Source organism: Spirosoma arcticum (assembly GCF_054779955.1).
This window is the reverse complement of the sequence record NZ_BAAGXG010000001.1, coordinates 984,887-1,005,198: the sequence shown is the minus strand read 5'-3', so window position 1 is coordinate 1,005,198 and position 20,312 is coordinate 984,887. Positions and strand designations below refer to the sequence as shown.

Sequence of the window (20,312 nt, the reverse complement as noted above, 5' to 3'; positions counted from 1 at the left end):
AGCGACTAATTCTGTATCTAATTAATTCATTATCAATACCATCGACCGATAATGTCATTTCAGCGATGAATGTCGTTTATCGCCGACGAACGGCATTGGTCTTCGTGACTACGTTATCTGACAAGCCCGTTCTTTGTCTGGTCGAATAAGCCAGCAGGCCCTGTTCATACGTACTACTTTTCGACCAAATCTAAAACCTATCATCCAATGAACCGGTTTACACACCCCCGACGCTTGATGCCGCCCTTACGCTGGCTGCTCGTTTGTTCCCTGCTGATAACTTCCTGCCAGGACCATCAGCAGCCCGTAACGCCCGACGCTTCAGATTACTCCGCCGATGTGGTTACCTCTTGGTTAACCCTGCAACTCAAGCTCACCCAAACCACTCCGGCTGCCGCCTTCCTGATACCCAGGCGGTTTGCCTATGCGGCTATCTCGGCCTACGAATCCATCGTGCCGGGACTGCCTGGTTATCAGTCTATTGCCCCCCAGTTAAACGGGCTGACCAACCTGCCAACCGTTACGCCTGGGCAGAACTACTACTGGCCTGCCTGCGCCAATGCGGCCTTAGCCGCCATGAACCGCAACTATTACCCGACGACGTCAGCCGCCAACAAAACGTCCATAGACTCGCTGGAAACGTTATTCACCAACCAGTTTCTGAAAAACCGCACGGCAGACGAACTGACCCGCTCGGCTGATTTTGGCAAAAAAATAGCGGCCGCAGTCTTCGACTGGTCCAAAACCGACCGATACGATGACGCTACGCCGTATACGGTGCCGGTTGGCGTGGGGCTGTGGGTGCCTACTCCGCCCGCGCTGGCCGCGCCGGTAGGTGTCAACATCGGGAAAGCCCGCCAAATTCTGCTCAACAGCGATGCCGGAGCCGATCAGGGGCCGCCCACGCCGTACTCCGAAAACCCCGCTTCGGCCTACTACGCTCAGGCCAAAGAGGTGTATGACGTATCGCAGAGCCGGACCGCCGGGCAGCAAACGATTGCCCTGTTCTGGGCCGACAATGCCGACGGAAAGAGCTTCATCAGTGGCCACTGGCTGTCGATCCTGAACCAGATACTGCTGGTCCAGCAGCCAAAATTAGACGTGGCCACGACGGCCTTTGTGCAGGCCAGCATCGCCCTGTCCGACGCGCAGATCAGTATTTTCAAGAGCAAGTACCTCTACAACACCGTACGGCCCATCACCTACATCCGGTCCACGCTGAACCAGCCCACCTGGAACGCCCTGTTTGCCACACCCCCGCACCCCGAATACCCCTCGGCCCACGCCGTGCAATCGGGCGCGATGTCCCAAACCCTGACTATGTTTTTTGGGGCCAACTATAAGTTTACTGACAACTCGTATAATCTGGTCGGGTTCAGCCCGCGTTCCTACAATTCGTTCGAGGAGACAGCTACCGAAGCGGCCAACTCGCGGCTTTATGGCAGCATTCACTACCGCAAAACCAACGAGACGAGTTTGTTGCAGGGTAAAGCTATTGCCAATAACGTAGCACAGAAATTGACGTTTAAGAAGTAAGGTATCGGGAGATAGAACGCGCAATCAAACGGCAAATCATTGAGGTGATTCCACCAGTACAGTAAATCGCATCAAAAAAGTCGCGCTCAGATCGAACTGGCGCGACTTCTTTGATAAATGACTTTTTCGGTACACAGGTGTTGCTCTACTGATTTCAATACACTCTACTAATTACGCTACTTTTATCCGAAAACAGTTGTGAATGGTCCGCCGTAGCGGTCGGAAGTTTGCCGGCAGCGGCCGTCCGTCTCTCTGTTTAGTTATGCCTAATAATGAAAGAAAATTCGTGCTGATTCGTATGATCTGTCGGTCCGCCGATACGGTTCCATCCCTTTTCAAAAAGGTAACTTCCCCAAGTCCACGTTGCCGCCCGTCAGGATGATCCCTATTTTTTGTCCGGCGAACTGGTCGGGGTGTTTCAGTACGACTGCCAGCGGCACGGCGCAGGACGGCTCGATGATGATCTTCATCCGCTCCCAAACCAGCCGCATAGCCGCGATGATTTCCGCGTCTGAAACGGTCAGAATATCCGTTACGTGCGCCTGGATAATGGCCAGCGTCCGCTCACTCAGGTTCGTCAGCAGCCCGTCGGCAATGGTGTTGACAAACGGTGCTTTCTCAACCTGCCCGCTCCGAAACGACAGCACGGCATCGGCGGCTCCCTCCGGTTCGCCAGCAATAACGCGGGTCGCGGGCGACAGAAAATGCGTGGTTAAAGCCGTTCCGCTTAGCAGTCCACCCCCACCGACCGGAGCCAGAATTACGGCAAACGGATCGTCGCTACCATAATCTTCGATGAGTTCTTTGGCGGCCGTAGCTTGCCCGGCAATAACGCGGTCGTCGTCGAAGGGGTGTACCAGCACGGCACCGGTCCGGTCGATGACGGCCCGCACGCCGGCTTCGCGGGCATCGAGCGTCGGTTCACATTCGATCACCTCGGCTCCGTAACCGCGAACGGCATCTCTCTTGACCTGCGGGGCCGTGCGCGGCATCACAATATGGGCGGGCAATCCCACTTGCCGGGCCGCAAACGCTACCGCCTGCGCGTGGTTACCCGACGAATGGGTCGTTATACTTGTGCCTTCGCGGTTAGCCGCCACCTGCAGCACGGCGTTCAAACCACCCCGCGCCTTAAACGCCCCGATCTTCTGGAAATTCTCGCACTTAAAAAACAAGCTGGCCCCGGCCCGTTCATCAATCGTCTGATTGGTCAAAACGGCGGTGCGGTGAATATGCGGGCGGATGCGGTCGTGGGCATCACGAATGGTACTGAGTTCGATCATGAGTTTCGGTTTGTTGTTTGTGGTTTGTTGTTCGTAGTTTAGCACCGAACTCGAAAACTACAAACTACAAACTCAAAAACCCACAAACCAACATGACAACCAATCGCCGTTCATTTATAAAACAGGCCACCGGAGCCGCTGCCAGCCTCACGCTGATGCCAGCCGCTTTTGCCGAAACCACTAAGAAAAAGATGTTCTTCGATATTTCATTAGCCGAGTGGTCGCTGCACAAAGCGCTGTTCGCCAAAAAAATTACGAACCTCGATTTTCCCGGTATTGCCCGCAAAGAGTTCGACATCAGCATTGTTGAGTACGTCAATCAGTTTTTTAAAGACAAGGCGCAGGACAAAACGTACCTGAACGATTTGCTGGCCCGCTGCAAAGACAACGGCATTACCAACCACCTCATCATGATCGACGGGGAAGGCAACTTAGGCGCTACTGACGCGGCCGAACGAATGAAAGCAGTCGAAAATCACCACCGCTGGGTCGAATGCGCCAAAGTCCTGGGCTGTAAAACCATCCGGGTCAACGCAGCCGGGCAAGGCACCGCCGAAGAGGTTCAGAAAGCGGCCATCGAAGGACTGGGCAAATTGGGTGAATTCGCTAAAACGATGAACATCAACGTCATCGTCGAAAACCACGGTGGTTACTCGTCCAACGGGCAGTGGCTGTCGGGCGTGATGAAGCAGGTGAATATGAAAAACGTCGGCACCCTGCCCGACTTCGGCAACTTCTGCATTAAACGGGGCGCTGCTGGCTGCGAGGATCAGTACGACCGCTATAAAGGCACGGGCGAACTCATGCCGTTTGCCAAAGGTGTATCGGCCAAAACCTACGACTTCGACGAGGCTGGCAACTGCATCGAAACCGATTACAACCGCATTATGAAAGTTGTAAAAGACGCCGGTTTTAAAGGCATTGCGGGTATCGAATACGAAGGCAATAAGGACGATGAATACACCGGCATCCGCAAAACCAAAGCCCTGCTGGAACGCGTCGGGCCAACGGTGTAACCAGCAAAAACCAATGACTACTCAACGCCAACTCAACGCCAGTTTCGTCGGTAACGAAGCTGTTTCGGGCGAAGCCGATCCGTTTCACGCCTTTGCGCCCGCTCTTGGCGAAGCGCTGCCCGACGAATTCGTCAATGTGTCGGCCGCGCAGGCTGATGAGGCCATTGACAAAGCTGCCGCAGTCTCTTCGACGTATGCCCGGCTTTCGTCGCACCGTCGCGCCGATTTTTTAGACGCCATCGCGGCTGAAATCGACGCAATTGGCACTGACCTGATCGACCGGGCCGTGCTCGAAAGCGGCCTGCCCGTGGGCCGCATCACCGGCGAACGGGGCCGCACCACGGGTCAGCTCCGGCTGTTTGCCAACCTGCTACGCGAAGGCTCGTGGGTGGATGCCCGCATCAACAAAGCGCTCCCTGACCGGACACCCCTGCCCCGCGTCGACCTGCGCCGGATGCTGGTGCCGCTGGGTCCGGTGGTCGTGTTTGGGGCGAGTAACTTTCCGCTGGCGTTTTCGGTAGCGGGGGGCGACACGGCTTCGGCGCTGGCCGCTGGCTGCCCGGTGATCGTGAAGGCGCATCCGGCCCACCCCGGCACGTCGTCATTAGTGGGTCAGGCCATCGTGTCGGCCGCGCAGAGAACCGGGATGCCCGATGGCGTCTTCTCGCTGCTCCACGCCGACAATGAGGTAGCCCAGGCCCTGGTGGCGCACCCGGCCGTAAAAGCCGTTGGCTTCACCGGTTCGCGGGCGGCTGGACTGGCGTTGTCACGAGTGGCTCAGGAACGACCCGAACCCATTCCGGTTTACGCCGAGATGAGTTCGGTGAACCCAGTCGTGATTTTGCCGGGTGCCCTTGCCGACAACTCAGCGAAAGTAGCCGACGGATTAGCGGCTTCCGTCACGCTGGGTGTGGGCCAGTTTTGCACCAATCCCGGCCTGGTTTTCCTGCTCGATTCGCCCAAAACAGCCGATTTCCTAGATGCAGTCGGCGAGAAAATCCGGGCGTCGTCCCCGGCAACGATGCTCAACGCAGGCATTCACAAAGCCTTTCAAAAGGGAATTCAGCAGATCCGGGTCATCCCCGGCGTACACGTGCTGGCCGAGAGCGAAACCGACCCCAACGAGGACCGGACCGAAGGACGCCCCGCTGTGCTGACGACGACCGCCCAGTTGTTTTTGCTCAGTCCCGACCTGAGCCACGAAATCTTCGGACCGAGTTCACTACTTGTCGTCTGCGAAACCGAAGCTGAACTGGCCGAGTGTATCCAATCGCTCGAAGGGCAGTTGACGGCGACGCTTTACGCCACTGAAGCCGAATTAGGTGAATCGGGGTACAACTGGATTGAGCTATTACAACGTAAAGCGGGTCGGGTGCTGTTTGGCGGTTTCCCGACGGGCGTGGAGGTAAGCGAAGCCATGACCCACGGCGGACCTTTCCCGGCCACCTCCGACGGCGGGCGCAGTACGTCGGTCGGAACGGGCGCGATTCTGCGGTTCGTGCGCCCCGTTACGTACCAGAGCTTCCCGGATGCGCTGCTGCCCCCGGCTCTCCAGAACGCCAACCCGCTGGGTATCTGGCGAAACGTAGATGGCGAACTGACAAAAAACTGAGGACTGCCGTTCTGCCGTCATCCGGCACCTGATCATCTCGCCGATGTTGGCCCGCTAACGGCCGTATATAGACTCAACTGGTCTGTTCATGATACTATTCTCAGAACGGGGGCTATGTGCTGACCAAGTAACTCAATGGATTTCAGCAGCTTGGCCTGCGGTAACAAAGCAGTGTCCATCTGAAACATAACCCGGTCGATGCCGCCCAGGGCTTCACTGTGATGCTGTATTTTTTCGGCTACTTCCTGCGGGCTACCGATTAAAAAAGCACCTTCCGGGGCGGTCTGATAGTCGAATTGAGGGCGGGTAACGGGTGGGTAGCCCCGCTCGCGGCCAATTTTGGTGAACGACTCGGCGTAACCGGGATAAAACTCGTCGCGGGCCTGCTGACTGGTTTCAGCGACGTACCCCATTGAGTGCAAGCCTACTTTTAGCTGCTCTGGTGGAAAACCGGCCTGTTTGCCTGCTTTCCGGTAAAGATCAACGAGTGGGCGGAACCGGCGCGTTTCACCCCCAATAATCGCCACCATTAGCGGCAAACCCAGCGTACCCGCCCGGACAAACGACTCGGGCGTGCCGCCCACGCCTACCCAAACTGGCAGCGGTGACTGCACGGGTCGCGGATAAACCGCTACGTTATTGAGCGCAGCCCGGAACCGGCCTTTCCACTGCACCACCTCCTGATCGCGAATGGTCAGCAGCAATTCCAGTTTTTCGACAAACAGGTCATCGTAGTCGTGGAGATTCAATCCGAACAGCGGATAGGCTTCGACAAACGAACCCCGGCCCGCCACGATTTCAGCCCGGCCCCGCGAGATGATATCCAGACTGGCAAATTCCTGAAACACCCGCACCGGATCGGCCGCGCTCAGTACGGTCACGGCGCTGGTAAGCCGGATGGTTTTGGTGAGGGCAGCCGCAGCCGACAGAATGGTGATGGGAGCCGAGTCTAAAAACTCCCGCCGGTGGTGCTCGCCGATGCCAAACGCGTCTAAGCCGACCTCATCGGCCCGCTTCATCCGTTCCAGAATGTCGGCCATGGCGGTCATGTTCTGGTCGGGACTGGCCGATTTTCCGGTAAAATTTGAGGCTGCAAAACTATCAATGCCAACTTCCATATCAATTTTTAGGTGATGCGTTTAAACCACTCCGTCACACTGGTAAGCCGGTATGACAGAGTGGTAAGTACGAATTAAGCAGGTGAAACAGACAAACATCGGTCAGCAATGCCCACCGGAAAAAGATCATGGGCACCTGAAAAATTCCGCAAGGATTTCCTGAAGCGTTTTGGGTGTTAGGCGGTTACTCGTTGTTTTAAGCTTCTGCCGATGAAATAAACAAGGACAAACGCCACGACTAAATGCATCACGCAAAGCACCAGCGAGTAACCCATCGTCACATTTACTGGCACCGTGAACGTGCTGAACAGCGACAACACCGCCAGCACAATAGCCAGAATACTGAATATCCGGTAGCCGTTGCTGGTGAATTTCTCGATCAGAAAAAATACGATACTGCCGATCAGGGACGGTACAATGGAGGCCATGATGACCGGCACGATGGTGAGCGGCTGATTGGGCGGCTGTACAAAAACAGTATCAGCGAGAATACCCGTCGCGTGGAAAATGAAAAACAGGATCGCGTTGATAACGGTGGACACGACACCGGCTAAAAGCCCGGCCTGAATGCATTGGACAAAGGTGAGTTTTGAATTCATGACTTTTTATTGTTTTGGTTTATTGAAAAATTGATTACGCTTGCTTTATCAGTCCACTGTTAGAGGAGGGCCTACGATAGACATGCCGTGGGCCTCGAAGAGGTTAACAATCTCTTCTTTGGCAGGCTCTTTTAGTTTGGCCATCGCCACAAAACAGGCTTCGAACGTACCCGCCGGTTGAAGGATAATGGTCATGCGGGCCTGCTCACTGACCTGCGCCCAGGCGTGCGGCACGTTCCGGGGCAAAAACACCGTATCGCCAGCCATAAGCCGCATTTTATCGCCCCCGACGATCAGGGCATATTCGCCCTCCTGCACTATGAAGGTTTCGTCCTGCTGGTGATGGACGTGTAAGGGCGGACCCTGTTTGGGCGTGCGGGTGGTTAAGTCAAACACGGCCAGATTACCACCCGTATCGACACCCGACACTTTCACATCAAGGATATTGGCGTTGGGCCCCCGCTGTTTAATGTGGCCGTGGTAGCGTCCCTCCCCCTTTTTTACACTAAAGGGGTTGGGTGTCGGTTGTCCGGTTGCCGGTTTGGGCTGGCTGGCAGCGGCCAACGGTGCGGCTGCCAGCGTGATTTCGATGAATTTTCGACGTTTCATACCCGTAACATTCAATGGATGAGGCACTTGAATCAACAGCTCAGGCTTCTCTCTGTTAACGGTCCATTTGTGTTCATTTGGATTTGTACTGGTGCAACAAAAGTGTTCCTTATTTCAGTACATTTGTTACTAATTACAAAAAGAATAGCGGTTACAAAAAGGATAGTGAGATGAACAAATTTTTGGAACAACCCTGTAAAGCCAGAAACCGCGCGCTTCAGGATACACTGGAGGTGATCAACGGCAAATGGAAATTAGTCATCATTGCGACGCTGATGGAACGCAAAATGAGATTCACAGAACTGAGCCGGGAGATCGGCATTTCGCCCCGTATCCTATCTAAAGAGTTACAGGAGTTAGAAATAAACCGGTTGGTGAAGCGGACGGTACACGACACCAAACCCGTAGCGGTCGAATATGAAATGACGGAATACAGCCTGACCCTGAGAGAAGTGATCCAGGCTATGATGAATTGGGGCACGAATCACCGGCGTGAGATCACCGGCAAAATTCAGGTGCCAATTCCCCCGATCTTAGCTGAATGATGAAGATAGAGTAGGATTACAGTAGTCACACGGCAACTTGTCCCGGCCGTAGTCAAATTTAGTTCGTTTCCTGCACGAACCGAACCGGACCCAGCAGTCCCGATGGCGTGGGTTTCCACTGCGTGGCGTCGAAGGGACGGTAGCGAATATCGACGATGTTGATGTCGTAGAACTTCTTCCAGTCGGGTAACTGACCGTCCCGCAGCCGCATGTAATTGGCCGACAGGTTAACCACTTCAATCACTAATCGATTGCCGGTTGGCCGCAGTAATTTCGCAGGAATCGTCACTTCGAATGGCAGCGACCAGGCCAGCCCTATTTCCTGCCCATTGAGCCAGACGCGGGCCGTCTCGCGCACGTCGCCGAGCGAAAGCCGGTACGTTGCCGCTGGGTTTACAGGATCAGCCAACCGGAACGTCGTTTCGTAACGGGCAGTACCCGAAAAATAACCCGCCGAATCAGACAGCGTTGTCCAACTGGCTAACGCATTCATCGTAGCCGATGGAAGCCCGGCGGGTTTACCAGAGACAAACGTGAGCGACCAGGGGCCGGTCAGTTCGGTAACAACGGGCGGTGCGCTGGGCGGGACCGGGGCGTTTTGCCCACTAACCGATTGAGCGGGCGGTGCCGATGTCAGAAAACACGACTGCCCCGGCAACAGCCGCAGCCACACCTGCGTGGATGCATTGGCCGTTCGGCGGATGGGCACGGCGGTAGTCTGGTCGGAGAGCGGGTCGTATCGGTACCAGCGCGTACCCGGACTTGCCAGCGAAATCCAGCCCGACTGGAATTGATTGGCCAGGTTCGCGATGAAATAAACGGGTTTACCTCCGGCCTGCCTGCGGATAAACGACAGCCCCAGCGTGGCTATTTGTTCGGCGGGTACGCGCAGCGCAGCCAGCGTCTGCCCCGCATCGGTCGCCACCCGAACGGTCTTCATCCGTTGCATTTCCCCACCCAGTTCCCGAACCTGTGCATTTCGGCGCTCGAACGCGTTGAATCCGGGTGCCTGCTGCGGCAGGGTTTGCTCAAAAACGATGGTTGCGCCCTGTTTCGCCAAATCCCGCAACCGGCGCAGCGTTGTCTCCGGCATGTACTGACAAGCCGGAATCAAAATTACCCGGTAGCGCCCACCCGGTGCCGTTACCCGGCCCGCCGACACCGAAAGCTGGTTCAACTGCTTATCCGACACGTAATCGAAACTGTAGCCCCGTTGCCGCAGCGTGTCGCATAAGCGGCCGAAGGGCAGCGGCAGCAGCCACCGGTCCACGTGGTGAACTTCCAGTTGATGCACCCCGCCCGCCGATTTCGCCCGTGTCGCCCACAGGTCGTGGATGGGGAAATAAACCAGCACGTCGTTGTCGGGACGACTCGCTTGCAGGCGGGTCTGGCAGCGTTCGACGTACCGGTTCAGGGCGGGCAGTTCGTTCCAGAAGTGCGACGAGGGGCCGTAGTTCGTCGATGCGTAGAACAGCCAGCCCGGCCAGAGTTCGCTGCCGGGCGAGTAGGTCGTGCCGTGGTAAAAAATATGGTTAATCCCCGCCGTGAACAACTCGTCCATCTGCGGTTTCAACTGGGCGAGCGACACGTTGAAATGGTTGGCCAACCACGTGCCCGTTTCCGAACTGACCAACCGCTTGCCCGTCAAGTGCGCGGCCGACGAAGCAAACTTCATGGCCAGCGGGTGGGGCGTACCGAACCGGTCCACTTCGTAGCCTTCATCGACGCGCAGGCCCGGAATGGGAAACTGGCTGCTGCCAAACGATTCCGTTTCGGGAATGTCGGCTAAGGCGTACAGGTCGAGCAAATTACCCGGCGATCCGTGCGCCTGATTGCGGGTCAGGTAGCGGTGTTTGGTCGCCCAGCCCGTCCAGGTGGCGGTGAAGCCGTCGGTGAGCAGGTCGGACAGGGTTTCGTGGTAATCCTGCCGGACGCGGATGCTCGCTTCTGTTCGAGTCGTATCCAGAAAAGACCGCAACTGCGAATCCAGCGCGTAGCCCCGGCGTTTGCGGAACTCACCCGGAAAGTCACGGGTCCAGTTGGCTCCGTATAATTCGTAGGAGTCGTTATAGACCGCACGGGGGCGTTCGGGCAGGGTGACCAGCGTCGAATCGAACCGGCGCAGATACTGTTCGGTAGCACTCCGGTCGAAGTAATCGAGGGCGGGTCCGGCCCCACCCGGCGCGGGGCGTTTCACCTGCTGTTTGGTCAGCGCGGTGGTCAACTGAGTACCCGTCAACTGCCACTGGTGAGCGGCCATGTCGGGCGTCACGTTGGGACCGCCAAACGGCCAGCCCGTGCCCGCCGTGAGGTCGACGCCCAACCCGAGCCGGTTTGCTTCCCGAACCGTGTGCGAAAAAACGGCTAACCAGCGTTCGCTCAGGAACGGAATAAACTGATTCTCCTGACCTTTAACGCCGTAAATAGGAATGATGTGAACGCCCCCCAGTCCTGCTTCGGCAAATTGCGTCAGTTGCCGGGTCAGTTCGGTCTCCGTGACGGCGCTGCCCATCCACCACCAGAACGTCCAGGGGCGAGCCGTGTTTACCGGTTTGGCCCGCACAGTCGCGGCCGGTTGAACCGATTGCGCAACAGTTTTCGTACCGCCGTGAGCCAGAAACCAGGCCGCAACCACAAGGCAACGCAGGAGAGGAGAACTATGCATGGGTAATCAGATTAAACGCAAATCGGCAAACCAACCGCTGATGCAGTTCGCGGGGCCATTCGTCCGTAAAGCCAACCGGACGCGCACACTACCCGTTTTCACGGATGTTTCCAGGGGATGTAAGCCAAGTTTGTCGGGCCTGGAAAATGGCGGTGCAAAGCCCTGAATTGCTTACGCAAAGTTCTTACAGGTCTTCTAAAATGGCTATTTTTGTCGATATGCTTAGCCCCCTTCGCTCTTTCCTGAACCGACCCCTTGCCGAAGAATTCAGCCTCAGGAATCACTTGCCGCTGGCGTTGCAGGCCGGTGTGTACGTCTTTCTGTTTGTGTGTTTGTTGAACAGGAGCTTTAACGATCCTGGCAGTATGGGCGTCGTGGCGGGGCTATCGGTGGGTATGATCGTCGTCGTTCTTGTGGCGAATGTGCTTGTTCCTAAACTATGGCCCGCATTCTACGACGAAGACCGCTGGACCGTGGGGCGCCACATTCTCCAAACGCTTTTTGTGTTATTTGGCATCAGTTGCAGCAATCAGCTCATTCTGGAATTGCTCCATGTTGGAGGGCCAACGTTTGGGCAGATGTACCTGCTGGTTACGGCCATCGGCTTTTTCCCCATTATGCTGGGCGTGTTCGTGGCTGAGCAACGGCGGTTGAAACGAAACCTCGCCCATGCCCAGACGCTGAATAATCAGTTAGCCCATCGTGGCGAACCGAGTCAGATGGCGCCAATCCCATCCCAGCCAACTCCGCAGCCCCCGCCGGACGGAGTACCGGCGCAGCGTCTGTTGCTGCTTTCAGAAAATGGCAAAGAGCGGCTGAGTCTGCTGCCCGACCAACTGTTGTACGTGGAGTCGGTCGGGAATTACGTGGACGTGCACTGGCTGAACGTAAACCAGCCGCAAAAGACGGTACTGCGCTCCACACTTAAAGAAGTTGAAACGGCGCTGACCGGCTATCCGCAGTTTTTTCGTTGCCACCGCGCGTTTGTGGTCAACCTGAACATGGTGAGCCATACGGAAGGTAACGCCCGTGGTTACCAGCTAACGCTGACCGGCACGAGCATCACCGTGCCCGTGTCGCGCAGCTACTTAGCCGCCTTCGATGCGCGGCTGGCGGCTGTTCAGTAGGCTTCCCATTCGTCCCCAAAACGGTCCAAACAACCCAGATTCCGCGTTTTTATCCCGTCCGGCTTGTCACTCATCCCACCCTATTGTGGGGGCGAATTTGACCGGCCATGTTTGTCTCAGCAATTCGCCACGACAAACTTGACCGGCCATGAAACGTGTCCATCTTTACCTGCTACCTGCTCTGCTGATTTTACCGCTGACGCTCCTGGCGCAAACCACCCGTGTATCAGGAACCGTTACGTACAACGGCATCCGCCCCCTTGCCAACGCCAGCCTGACGCTCGACGGAACCTACGATGGCGCGACCACGAATGCGAAAGGCGAGTTTTCCTTTGAAACGTCAGAAACCGGTTCGTTCACGCTCACGGCCAATGCGCCCGGCTTCGTCGCCGTTGCCCCGACGGTTGAACTGACCGGCAAGCCGACGCTCAAACTGTCCGTTATTTTCACCACCAAATCGCTCACCCTCGCCGACGTAACGGTCCGGCCGCGCCTGTTCGACCTGACCGACAAGAACAAATACACCGTGCTGAGTCCGCTGGAGGTGCTCACGACCGCTACCGACGGCAATATTACCTCGGCGTTGAAGACCATGCCGGGTGCGCAGGCCATCGGCGAAAGTGGCGATCTGTTTGTGCGGGGCGGCACCGGTACCGAAACGAAAGTATTTATTGATGGGCTGGCTGTGAGCAATTTCACCTACAGCAGCCCGTCGAATATGGCGGCCCGCAGTCGGTTTTCGCCGGGTCTGTTTAAGGGCACGTTTTTCTCGACCGGTGGCTATTCGGCGCAATACGGGCAGGCGCTGTCATCGGCCTTAGTGCTCGAAACCGAGGATATGCCGGTCAAAAGCAGCGCCGAGTTCAGCCTGTCGCCCATTCTGGCGAGTGCCGGGCTGACGCAGGTGAGCCGCGACCGAAAAACCAGTTACGGCGGTGGCGTCAGTCACACGAATCTGGGTTTGTACAACACGCTGGCACCGGGGACGGTCCCGTTTTTGCAGGCACCGCGCCTTTGGGACGGCAACGCCTTCGTCAGGCGGCAGTTTCGCAGCGGTGGTTTGTTGAAGGTATTCGTTAACGGCGGCATTGGTCAGATGACCCTCGACCGCCCAAACCTCAACTATGCAAATGTGACAAACCGCATTGGGCTGCGCAATCAAAATCTGTACAGTAATCTAACCTACAAGCAGTTACTGCCGAACGGCTGGACGTGGAAAGCCGGACTTTCTTACAGTCGCAATGCCGACCAGACCGACGTAGCCGCCCGGTTTGACCAGGAATACCGCCCTGATTCATTAGTGTTTGTGGCTGACAATTCGTCGCTTTATCAGGTCAGGAACGTGTTCTCTAAATTGGTGCTGTCCCGGACGCGGCTACACGTTGGGCAGGAGTTTCAGCGAGTGACGGAGAGCCGCAACACCATGCGGTACGCTGATTCGTTCGGGGCGGTATTCGCCGAAACGGAATCGTACCTAACCGACCGATTGTCGGCGCGGGTGGGTGTGCGGGCGGAGTATTCGTCGCGGCTGAACCGGCTGAATGTGGCTCCCCGGCTGGCCCTGGGCTACAGCGCGGGGGACAACGGGTTGCTGTCGGTGTCGTATGGGCAATTTTATCAGAAACCCGACCGGCCCTACCTGCTTCAATCGGCCCATCTGAACTACACCCGCGCCGATCACTACATTGTCAGCTACCAGCAAACCGCCAACGACCGCACGTTTAGGACGGAAGTCTACGCCAAACGCTACGCGAATCTGATTCGGACGCAGCCCACACTCGAAAGCGGTGGACGGGGCTACGCGCGGGGCTTCGAGTTGTTCTTTCGCGACAAGAAAACGGTGAAGGGTGTGGATTACTGGCTCTCGTATTCTTTTCTGGACACCAAACGGCAGTTTCTGGATTACCCAATGCTGGTGCAGCCCTCGTTTGCGGCCCGGCACACGGCGTCGGTGGTGGTCAAGCGGTTCTTTTCGGGCATCAAAACCAACGTCGGGCTGGCCTACACTGTCGCATCCGGGCGGCCCTATGCGAACCCCAACCGTTCGCGCGACCAGTTCATGACCGACCGTACGCCTGCTTACCACAATTTGGGTTTGAACGTCGCGCACCTGATGAGCATCCGCAAAACGCAGTCGGTACTGGTGCTGACGGTGAGCAACGTGCTGAATAACCGGCAGGTGTTCGGCTACACCTACTCAGCAAGAGACCCGCAGCGCCGGGAAGCCATCGTGCCCAACAATAACCCGTTTGTCTTCGTGGGTTTGTTCGTCAACCTCGGCGTGGACCGGCGGCAGGAAATCATTAACAGTCAATTATAAATTCACCTAAAAACCAGTTTACCATCATGAAAACCCTCATCACCATCATTGGCCTGTTGGCCGTCAGTTCAGTTGGCAATGCGCAGTCGGCCAAGTATGAGAAAGCCATGGAAACCGCCGTCGCGACGTATGACACGGCGCGGTCGGCCGCAACGATTCAATCGCTAATTGGCCAGTTCAGCCGCATCGGGCAGGCGGAAAAATCGCTTTGGCTGCCCCACTATTACGCCGGTATGTGTGCTATGAGTATGGCCAATAAAGAACCGGATAAGGCCCGCGTGGATGGCTGGGCCGATCAGGCCGAAACGTTCGCCCACCGGGCCGATTCGCTTAGTCCGGCCAATTCGGAGGTGTCGTGCCTGATGGCGACGGTCCATTTCGCCCGCATCAACGTCGATTTCATGGGGCGCGGCCCCAAATACTCCGCCCTCGGTGCCGACGCGCTGCAACGGGCCATGCAGCAGAATCCCAACAACCCACGGGCGCTGGTGTTGCTGGCTCAACTCCGCAACTCGGCTCCAGCCGGTTTCGGGGGCGACAAGCCGATGGCCTGCCAATTAGCGATCAAAGCACTGCAACTGTACACCACCGAACCGACAACGGGCATTGAGCCGCACTGGGGCCGCACCAGTGCTGAGCGGATTGTGAGCAAATGCGGGGAAGCGGGGGCTGGGAAGTAAGTAGGAATCAGGTGGTTTTGGGTTCTGTCTCAAACCCCTGAACCACCATGACTCCCCAACCGCAACCGTCTTTACGTTACTCATGGTCCGTTGTTTTCGTGCTGATGCTGGCCTACGTCTCGTCGTTCATCGACCGGCAGATCCTGAGTCTGCTCGTTGGGCCAATCAAGCGTGATATGCACCTCACCGATACGGAAGTGAGTCTGCTGATGGGCCTGAGTTTTGCCTTGTTCTACACCGTGCTGGGCATCCCCATTGGCCGTTTGGCCGACCGCGCCAACCGCCGGAATGTCATCGTGCTGGGTATTGCGGTTTGGAGTTTGATGACGGCACTGGGGGGCATAGTGAAAACCTACACGCAGTTTTTTCTGGTACGGGTGGGCGTTGGGGTGGGGGAGGCCGCGCTTTCGCCCGCTGCTTATTCCATGCTGAGCGATTACTTCCCGAAGGAGAAATTAGCCACCGCTATCAGCGTGTACTCTGCCGGTGTTTACCTGGGTTCGGGCATCGCCGTGCTGATCGGGGCCGCGCTGGTGGGCATGGGCAGCGGCCCCGCCACGGTGACGCTTCCGCTGGTTGGAACGGTCTTTTCGTGGCAACTGATTTTCTTTTACATTGGCCTGCCGGGGCTACTGCTGGCTCTGTTGGTGCGGGTTGTGGTCCGTGAACCGGCCCGTCGGAACCTGCTCACCAACGCAGCCGGACAAACCGAAACGCTGTCCATTGGCGACGTGTTCCGGCTCATCGGACAGAAACGGCGGGCGTTTTTCGGCGTCACGCTCGGCATCACGTTCGTGTCGCTCGTGGCCTACGCCAGCACCGCCTGGATGCCAACGCTGTTCGTGCGCCGGTTCGGCTGGACCAGCGGTCAGATCGGTCTGCTCTACGGACTACTGATTACCGTTTTCTCCACGGCGGGCATCATGACGGGCGGGCGGCTGGCTGACTGGTTCACACGTCGGGGCTATGCCGATGGCAAACTGCGCGTCGGCGTCATTGCGGCTGTGAGTATTCTGCTGAGTTCGGGCATTTGTCTCATCACGAACCCGAACGTAGCGGTGGGACTGCTGGCCATTCCGTGCTTTTTTGTGGCGTTTCCGCTGGGTGCGTCGTCGGCGGCCATTCAGGAAATCATGCCCAATCAGGCGCGGGCGATGGCCTCGGCGGTGTATCTGCTCATCCTGAATATGATCGCGCTGGGCTTCGGCCCGACGCTCGTGGCCCTGCTGACGGACTACGTTTTTCAGGATGAGTTGCAGATTCACAAATCCCTGGCCATCGTCATGGTGGCGGGCAGCACACTGGCGCTGGCGAGTTACGCGTGGGGAATGGGCGCGTTCCGAACGGCAGTACGGGCGGAAGTAGCGGTGTGAGGGACTACTTTGGTCCCGGCACAATTCCGGCTGCGTTCGTTTTGATCCGGCACAGGAACATTTCCGACGCGATGTACAGCGTACGACCATCGTCGCCCCAGGCGCAGTTGGCGACTACTTCGCCCGTGTCAATTCGGCCGAGCAGTTTCCCCGTTGGCGCGATCACCAGCACCCCGCCCCGCCCGGTGGCCCAGAGGTTGCCGCCCTGGTCGGCTTTCAAGCCATCGAACACTTCTTTCGGGCGAAGTTTCGGCAGTGAGGCCCCGTTGAAATAGACGCGTCCCTTGCCCAGCGAACCATCCGCCAGTATGGGAAAAGCCATGATGAGTGGTTTCGTTGAGTCGGACTGCGCTACGTACAGGGTTTTATAGTCCGGCGAAAACGTCAGTCCGTTGGGCAGCAGTACGTCATCCGTCAGCAGCGTCGCCGTGCCCGTGGCCGTCAGCCGATACACGCCGTTGGAGGTCGATTCGCGGGTGGGGTCGTCAGCTTTGAGGGGCAGGCCGTAGGGCGGATCGGTGAAATACAAGCTGCCGTTTGGGTGCGCCACCACGTCGTTGGGGCTGTTGTAGCGTTTCCCGGCCACGTTGTCGGTCAGGGTTTGTTTGCCGCCTTTGCCGCGCAGGGGCATAGCCGCGATGCGCCGGTCGCCGTGGTCGCAGACGATGATCCGCCCCCGCCCATCGACGGTCATGCCGTTGGAGCCGGGTTTCTCACCGTAGGGCAGCCGACCCGTGTAACCGGTATGCTCAACGAATTTCGAGAGGCCCTCCGTGGGCGACCATTTGTAGGTGATCTGCGCTTTGGTGTCGTTGACCAGCAGTAGATTACTGTCTTTTACCCAGACTGGTCCTTCCAGGTGCCCAAAGCCCGACGCGATGATTTCGATCTTCGCGTCGACCAGAATCAGCCGGTTCAGTTGCGGATCGGTACGCACAACCTGACCGATGGTGGCGTATTGGGTGGGTTGGGCAAAGGCCGATGCGCTGACGACGCAAAGTACTAACGAAAGCAGTCGACAAAAACTCAATGGACTCATAACGTTGCAGAGACGGACTAACCGGGTCGGTTCTCCAACCGCGTGACCGACCCGAAGGTTATCAGAACCGGGTAAGATTAGCCAACGGCACTGGCAACGTTCATTAACGCATTTTTCTGAAACCTTGACCGACAGCCGACGTTACATATGGGTTGTTTATCAAGTGCAGTCTACCCATGAAAACCGTCTTATTTGTCAGCATTAGCCTAATGAGCGCATTAACCAGCCCGGCTCAACCTGCCATCTCGCCCAAACTCGAACAAGTTGCCGAGTTTGGCAAGCACCAGCCCATCGGCGTGGGCGTGTCGAAGGAACGGCGCATTTTCATAACCTTCCCCAAAACACCCGAAAACTACGAGTATGGCTTAGCTGAGATTGTTGCTGAGCAGCGACGGCCGTACCCCAACTCCGAATGGAATCAGTGGGATTCGCTGAAGCCGCAGGAACGTTTTGTCAACGTGCAGGCTGCGGTGCTCGATCCGGCCAATCCCGGCGAAGAGCCGCCCATTGTTGCGGGTATCAAGTTGCTGAAAATTAACTTAGCTACGAATCAGGTCGAGAAAGTTTACCGCTTTGAGGATTTGCCCCGCGAACGCACGGGCCTGAACGATGTTCGGGTTGATACGCGCAGGCAGGTGGCGTATTTGTCGGACGCCAAACGCGGGGCTATTGTGGTGCTGGACCTGAACACGGGCAAAAGCCGGAGCGTACTGGAAGGGGATAAATCGACCAAAGCTGCCCCGGAATATAAACTCACAATTGACGGGCAGGAAGTGAAGGATGACAAAGGTAAATCGTTCAGCAGCAACGTTAACGGTATTGCCCTGACCGACGATTTCCGGTATCTCTACTACCGGCCCATTACCCAGACCAAGCTGTTTCGCATTGCAACCGAGCACCTGACTAACCCCGCCCTGTCGCCCGCCGAGGTGTCGTCGCACGTAGAGACGATGGCCGAAACGGGCGTATCGCACGGTATGATTGCGGTTGCGAAGGGGAACGTCTACCTAACCGATTCGCCGACCAAAGCCGTTCGGTACCTCGCGCCGGACCGTCGGCTCGAAACCCTTGTGCGCGACAGCCGCCTGCTCTGGCCCGACAGTTTTGCCGTTGGGGCGGACGGCTACCTATACCTGACGGCCGCGCAGATTCACCGCACCAAAAAATACAACAACGGGCAGGACAAAGTCGATTACCCCTTCCGGCTGTATCGGATAAAACTGCCGTAGCATAATTTGATATACGGCACGAAACCAGTGATTTCACCACGAACAACAACCGGCCTGACGCATTATGGTAGTGGAAGAAACGGCAACGCGCCTTTACACCGTGGACGAATATCTGAAACTCGAACTCACGTCCGAGGAAAAGCACGAGTTCGTTGATGGAATCTTAATTGAAATGCCGGGAGAATCGAAGAAGGAAAATGAGATTGCTGGAAACGTCTATGCTGCTTTGCGTAGAGTTCCGAAAGGAAAATCAGTTAATAGTTTCACTCATAACGTCAAACTGCGCACCGTTCCCGGCCGGAAATACCGCTACTCCGATATCATGGTCGTCCCCGCTGACGACACTGAGCATACGCACGTAGCGAACCGGGCGGTGCTGACTGTCGAAGTAATGTCCGAGAACTCGTCAGGTGTTGATCACGACCAGAAATTTCATGAATACGTTGGCATGCCGTCGGTGGAATGTTACCTGATCGTCTCGCAGGCCGAACCGCTGGTTGAAGTCTATCAGCGCACGGGCACCAAATGGGAATACGCCTTCACCGACCTGAACGACTCGTTTGCGGTGACTTCGCTTGACATTACAATACGCATCAACGAAGGGTACGAAGGCGTTTTCTGACGCAGAAACCTTGCTGGTCCAAGGAAAACGACATACGGGATAGTACTCAAAAAAAGGGGTGATTCATCCCGCACAAATACGGGAATTTCCCTGGTGCTTACCCCGAATTCGTGCGCTTATTTTGGCATTGAAACGGCCTGATCTTGATTTAACGAGGTCAGAATAAACCTTCTTCTGCCATGACAAAAGCTCAATTACTCGAAAAGTTTATCGACAATCTCAGCTTACCCAACTTCCAGGGGGCTGAGTTCACACCGTACTGGTCGAAGGTCAGAGATGGACAGAAAAATTCGGCTCCTCCCGATTCGCTGTGGCTGAACATGGTTCCCACCTTAGTCGTACTCCAGCGGCTCCGTACAGAACTCGGAGCGCCTATATTTATAAACAGCAGCTACCGCTCTCCGGCCTACAATATGGCCATTGGCGGAGCAGCCGCTTCGTTTCACATTAAATTTATGGCTATCGACTTTCATTGCAAATCAGGTACAGCTCAGGATTGGGGTCAAAAACTAAACTCGTATCGAGGAGACGAGTTTAACTTACCCGAAGTTCACGGTTCATTTGCTTTTCGTGGGGGTATTGGTGTTTATCCAACCCAAAACTTTGTCCATCTCGATACGCGGGGTTCCGACGCTGACTGGCTGGAATAAGCAGGTTGCCAAGCTGTAGCCGACTCAGAAAATACCCTCGTACACCTCTCTCTTTCACCGGGACTTCGCTCAGGTAGGAGGGGTGTACGAGGGTGTTTTCTAATGAAGAAACCTTGCCGGTCTCACGGCCTCACTTTACCTTTGCGCCCATGATCTCCAAACGGGCTACCGCTTCCTCCTTCCGACATCGTCGCCATTCTCGCGGCTGCTGAGCCAACGCGAACCGTTTGCCGTCCCGTTTTTCCCGTACTTTTGCCCTGCTTTACTGAACCGTGCTCTGCTTCAATGG

General features: G+C 56.6%; 17 protein-coding genes. 11 read left to right on the top strand and 6 right to left on the bottom strand.

The features are described 5' to 3' along the window. Positions 1-207: 207 nt before the first annotated feature. The gene (locus ACYVHB_RS04480; protein WP_461049985.1) at positions 208-1,536 is read left to right on the top strand and encodes a vanadium-dependent haloperoxidase; all 1,329 of its coding nucleotides are present in this window, start codon (positions 208-210) and stop codon (positions 1,534-1,536) included. 335 nt (positions 1,537-1,871) lie between these two features. On the opposite strand, the gene ACYVHB_RS04475 is transcribed toward ACYVHB_RS04480, so the two are convergent. After that, positions 1,872-2,819 (bottom strand): threonine ammonia-lyase, encoded by a 948-nt coding sequence (locus ACYVHB_RS04475; RefSeq protein ID WP_461049983.1) that lies wholly within the window; start codon positions 2,817-2,819, stop codon positions 1,872-1,874. A gap of 92 nt (positions 2,820-2,911) precedes the next feature. Here ACYVHB_RS04475 and ACYVHB_RS04470 point away from each other — a divergent pair, with 92 nt between their 5' ends. Continuing rightward, positions 2,912-3,835: a sugar phosphate isomerase/epimerase family protein gene (locus tag ACYVHB_RS04470; RefSeq protein ID WP_461049981.1), complete on the top strand. Its 924-nt coding sequence runs from the start codon at positions 2,912-2,914 to the stop codon at positions 3,833-3,835. A 13-nt stretch (positions 3,836-3,848) separates the two neighbouring features. After that, complete coding sequence (locus tag ACYVHB_RS04465; protein ID WP_461049979.1) at positions 3,849-5,447, top strand: aldehyde dehydrogenase (NADP(+)); 1,599 nt, start codon at positions 3,849-3,851, stop codon at positions 5,445-5,447. Positions 5,448-5,533: 86 nt separating this feature from the next. Here the strand turns inward: ACYVHB_RS04465 and ACYVHB_RS04460 are convergent, their stop codons facing one another. The 3 genes from ACYVHB_RS04460 to ACYVHB_RS04450 all read right to left on the bottom strand — a co-directional run bounded on the left by ACYVHB_RS04460 (position 5,534) and on the right by ACYVHB_RS04450 (position 7,773). Then, complete coding sequence (locus ACYVHB_RS04460; RefSeq protein WP_461049977.1) at positions 5,534-6,565, bottom strand: LLM class flavin-dependent oxidoreductase; 1,032 nt, start codon at positions 6,563-6,565, stop codon at positions 5,534-5,536. Between the two features lie 176 nt (positions 6,566-6,741). Further along, complete coding sequence (locus tag ACYVHB_RS04455) at positions 6,742-7,164, bottom strand: DUF6069 family protein (protein WP_461049975.1); 423 nt, start codon at positions 7,162-7,164, stop codon at positions 6,742-6,744. Between the two features lie 48 nt (positions 7,165-7,212). Then, a complete protein-coding gene (locus ACYVHB_RS04450) occupies positions 7,213-7,773 on the bottom strand; it encodes a cupin domain-containing protein (RefSeq protein ID WP_461049973.1) in 561 nt (186 codons plus the stop codon). 170 nt (positions 7,774-7,943) lie between these two features. Here ACYVHB_RS04450 and ACYVHB_RS04445 point away from each other — a divergent pair, with 170 nt between their 5' ends. Next, positions 7,944-8,318, top strand: coding sequence for a winged helix-turn-helix transcriptional regulator (locus tag ACYVHB_RS04445; protein WP_461049970.1), 375 nt, complete (start codon positions 7,944-7,946; stop codon positions 8,316-8,318). A gap of 58 nt (positions 8,319-8,376) precedes the next feature. On the opposite strand, the gene ACYVHB_RS04440 is transcribed toward ACYVHB_RS04445, so the two are convergent. Next, a complete protein-coding gene (locus ACYVHB_RS04440; RefSeq protein ID WP_461049969.1) occupies positions 8,377-10,983 on the bottom strand; it encodes a glycosyl hydrolase in 2,607 nt (868 codons plus the stop codon). A 200-nt stretch (positions 10,984-11,183) separates the two neighbouring features. Here ACYVHB_RS04440 and ACYVHB_RS04435 point away from each other — a divergent pair, with 200 nt between their 5' ends. The 4 genes from ACYVHB_RS04435 (at position 11,184) to ACYVHB_RS04420 (ending at position 16,483) form a co-directional block, all read left to right on the top strand. Then, positions 11,184-12,110, top strand: coding sequence for a LytTR family DNA-binding domain-containing protein (locus tag ACYVHB_RS04435; protein WP_461049967.1), 927 nt, complete (start codon positions 11,184-11,186; stop codon positions 12,108-12,110). A gap of 148 nt (positions 12,111-12,258) precedes the next feature. Next, positions 12,259-14,430: a TonB-dependent receptor gene (locus ACYVHB_RS04430; protein WP_461049965.1), complete on the top strand. Its 2,172-nt coding sequence runs from the start codon at positions 12,259-12,261 to the stop codon at positions 14,428-14,430. Between the two features lie 26 nt (positions 14,431-14,456). Continuing rightward, positions 14,457-15,110, top strand: coding sequence for a tetratricopeptide repeat protein (locus tag ACYVHB_RS04425; protein ID WP_461049963.1), 654 nt, complete (start codon positions 14,457-14,459; stop codon positions 15,108-15,110). A 47-nt stretch (positions 15,111-15,157) separates the two neighbouring features. Further along, a complete protein-coding gene (locus ACYVHB_RS04420) occupies positions 15,158-16,483 on the top strand; it encodes a spinster family MFS transporter (protein ID WP_461049961.1) in 1,326 nt (441 codons plus the stop codon). Between the two features lie 4 nt (positions 16,484-16,487). On the opposite strand, the gene ACYVHB_RS04415 is transcribed toward ACYVHB_RS04420, so the two are convergent. Continuing rightward, complete coding sequence (locus tag ACYVHB_RS04415; protein WP_461049959.1) at positions 16,488-17,522, bottom strand: SMP-30/gluconolactonase/LRE family protein; 1,035 nt, start codon at positions 17,520-17,522, stop codon at positions 16,488-16,490. A 176-nt stretch (positions 17,523-17,698) separates the two neighbouring features. On the opposite strand from ACYVHB_RS04415, the gene ACYVHB_RS04410 reads away from it, so the two are divergent. The 3 genes from ACYVHB_RS04410 (at position 17,699) to ACYVHB_RS04400 (ending at position 20,023) form a co-directional block, all read left to right on the top strand. Further along, positions 17,699-18,751: an SMP-30/gluconolactonase/LRE family protein gene (locus tag ACYVHB_RS04410; RefSeq protein WP_461049958.1), complete on the top strand. Its 1,053-nt coding sequence runs from the start codon at positions 17,699-17,701 to the stop codon at positions 18,749-18,751. A gap of 64 nt (positions 18,752-18,815) precedes the next feature. Further along, positions 18,816-19,373 carry a Uma2 family endonuclease gene (locus ACYVHB_RS04405; RefSeq protein ID WP_461049956.1) on the top strand — a complete coding sequence of 186 codons (558 nt, stop codon included), beginning with the start codon at positions 18,816-18,818 and terminating at the stop codon, positions 19,371-19,373. Positions 19,374-19,552: 179 nt separating this feature from the next. Then, entirely contained in the window at positions 19,553-20,023 is a 471-nt protein-coding gene (locus tag ACYVHB_RS04400; protein ID WP_461049954.1) for a YcbK family protein, read from the top strand. The last annotated feature ends 289 nt before the right edge of the window (positions 20,024-20,312 follow it).

Coding starts and splice junctions, on each gene's coding strand:
- ACYVHB_RS04480 (WP_461049985.1), top strand. CDS start 208: ATGAACCGGTTTACACACCCCCGACGCTTGATGCCGCCCTTACGCTGG.
- ACYVHB_RS04475 (WP_461049983.1), bottom strand. CDS start 2,819: ATGATCGAACTCAGTACCATTCGTGATGCCCACGACCGCATCCGCCCG.
- ACYVHB_RS04470 (WP_461049981.1), top strand. CDS start 2,912: ATGACAACCAATCGCCGTTCATTTATAAAACAGGCCACCGGAGCCGCT.
- ACYVHB_RS04465 (WP_461049979.1), top strand. CDS start 3,849: ATGACTACTCAACGCCAACTCAACGCCAGTTTCGTCGGTAACGAAGCT.
- ACYVHB_RS04460 (WP_461049977.1), bottom strand. CDS start 6,565: ATGGAAGTTGGCATTGATAGTTTTGCAGCCTCAAATTTTACCGGAAAA.
- ACYVHB_RS04455 (WP_461049975.1), bottom strand. CDS start 7,164: ATGAATTCAAAACTCACCTTTGTCCAATGCATTCAGGCCGGGCTTTTA.
- ACYVHB_RS04450 (WP_461049973.1), bottom strand. CDS start 7,773: ATGAAACGTCGAAAATTCATCGAAATCACGCTGGCAGCCGCACCGTTG.
- ACYVHB_RS04445 (WP_461049970.1), top strand. CDS start 7,944: ATGAACAAATTTTTGGAACAACCCTGTAAAGCCAGAAACCGCGCGCTT.
- ACYVHB_RS04440 (WP_461049969.1), bottom strand. CDS start 10,983: ATGCATAGTTCTCCTCTCCTGCGTTGCCTTGTGGTTGCGGCCTGGTTT.
- ACYVHB_RS04435 (WP_461049967.1), top strand. CDS start 11,184: ATGGCTATTTTTGTCGATATGCTTAGCCCCCTTCGCTCTTTCCTGAAC.
- ACYVHB_RS04430 (WP_461049965.1), top strand. CDS start 12,259: ATGAAACGTGTCCATCTTTACCTGCTACCTGCTCTGCTGATTTTACCG.
- ACYVHB_RS04425 (WP_461049963.1), top strand. CDS start 14,457: ATGAAAACCCTCATCACCATCATTGGCCTGTTGGCCGTCAGTTCAGTT.
- ACYVHB_RS04420 (WP_461049961.1), top strand. CDS start 15,158: ATGACTCCCCAACCGCAACCGTCTTTACGTTACTCATGGTCCGTTGTT.
- ACYVHB_RS04415 (WP_461049959.1), bottom strand. CDS start 17,522: ATGAGTCCATTGAGTTTTTGTCGACTGCTTTCGTTAGTACTTTGCGTC.
- ACYVHB_RS04410 (WP_461049958.1), top strand. CDS start 17,699: ATGAAAACCGTCTTATTTGTCAGCATTAGCCTAATGAGCGCATTAACC.
- ACYVHB_RS04405 (WP_461049956.1), top strand. CDS start 18,816: ATGGTAGTGGAAGAAACGGCAACGCGCCTTTACACCGTGGACGAATAT.
- ACYVHB_RS04400 (WP_461049954.1), top strand. CDS start 19,553: ATGACAAAAGCTCAATTACTCGAAAAGTTTATCGACAATCTCAGCTTA.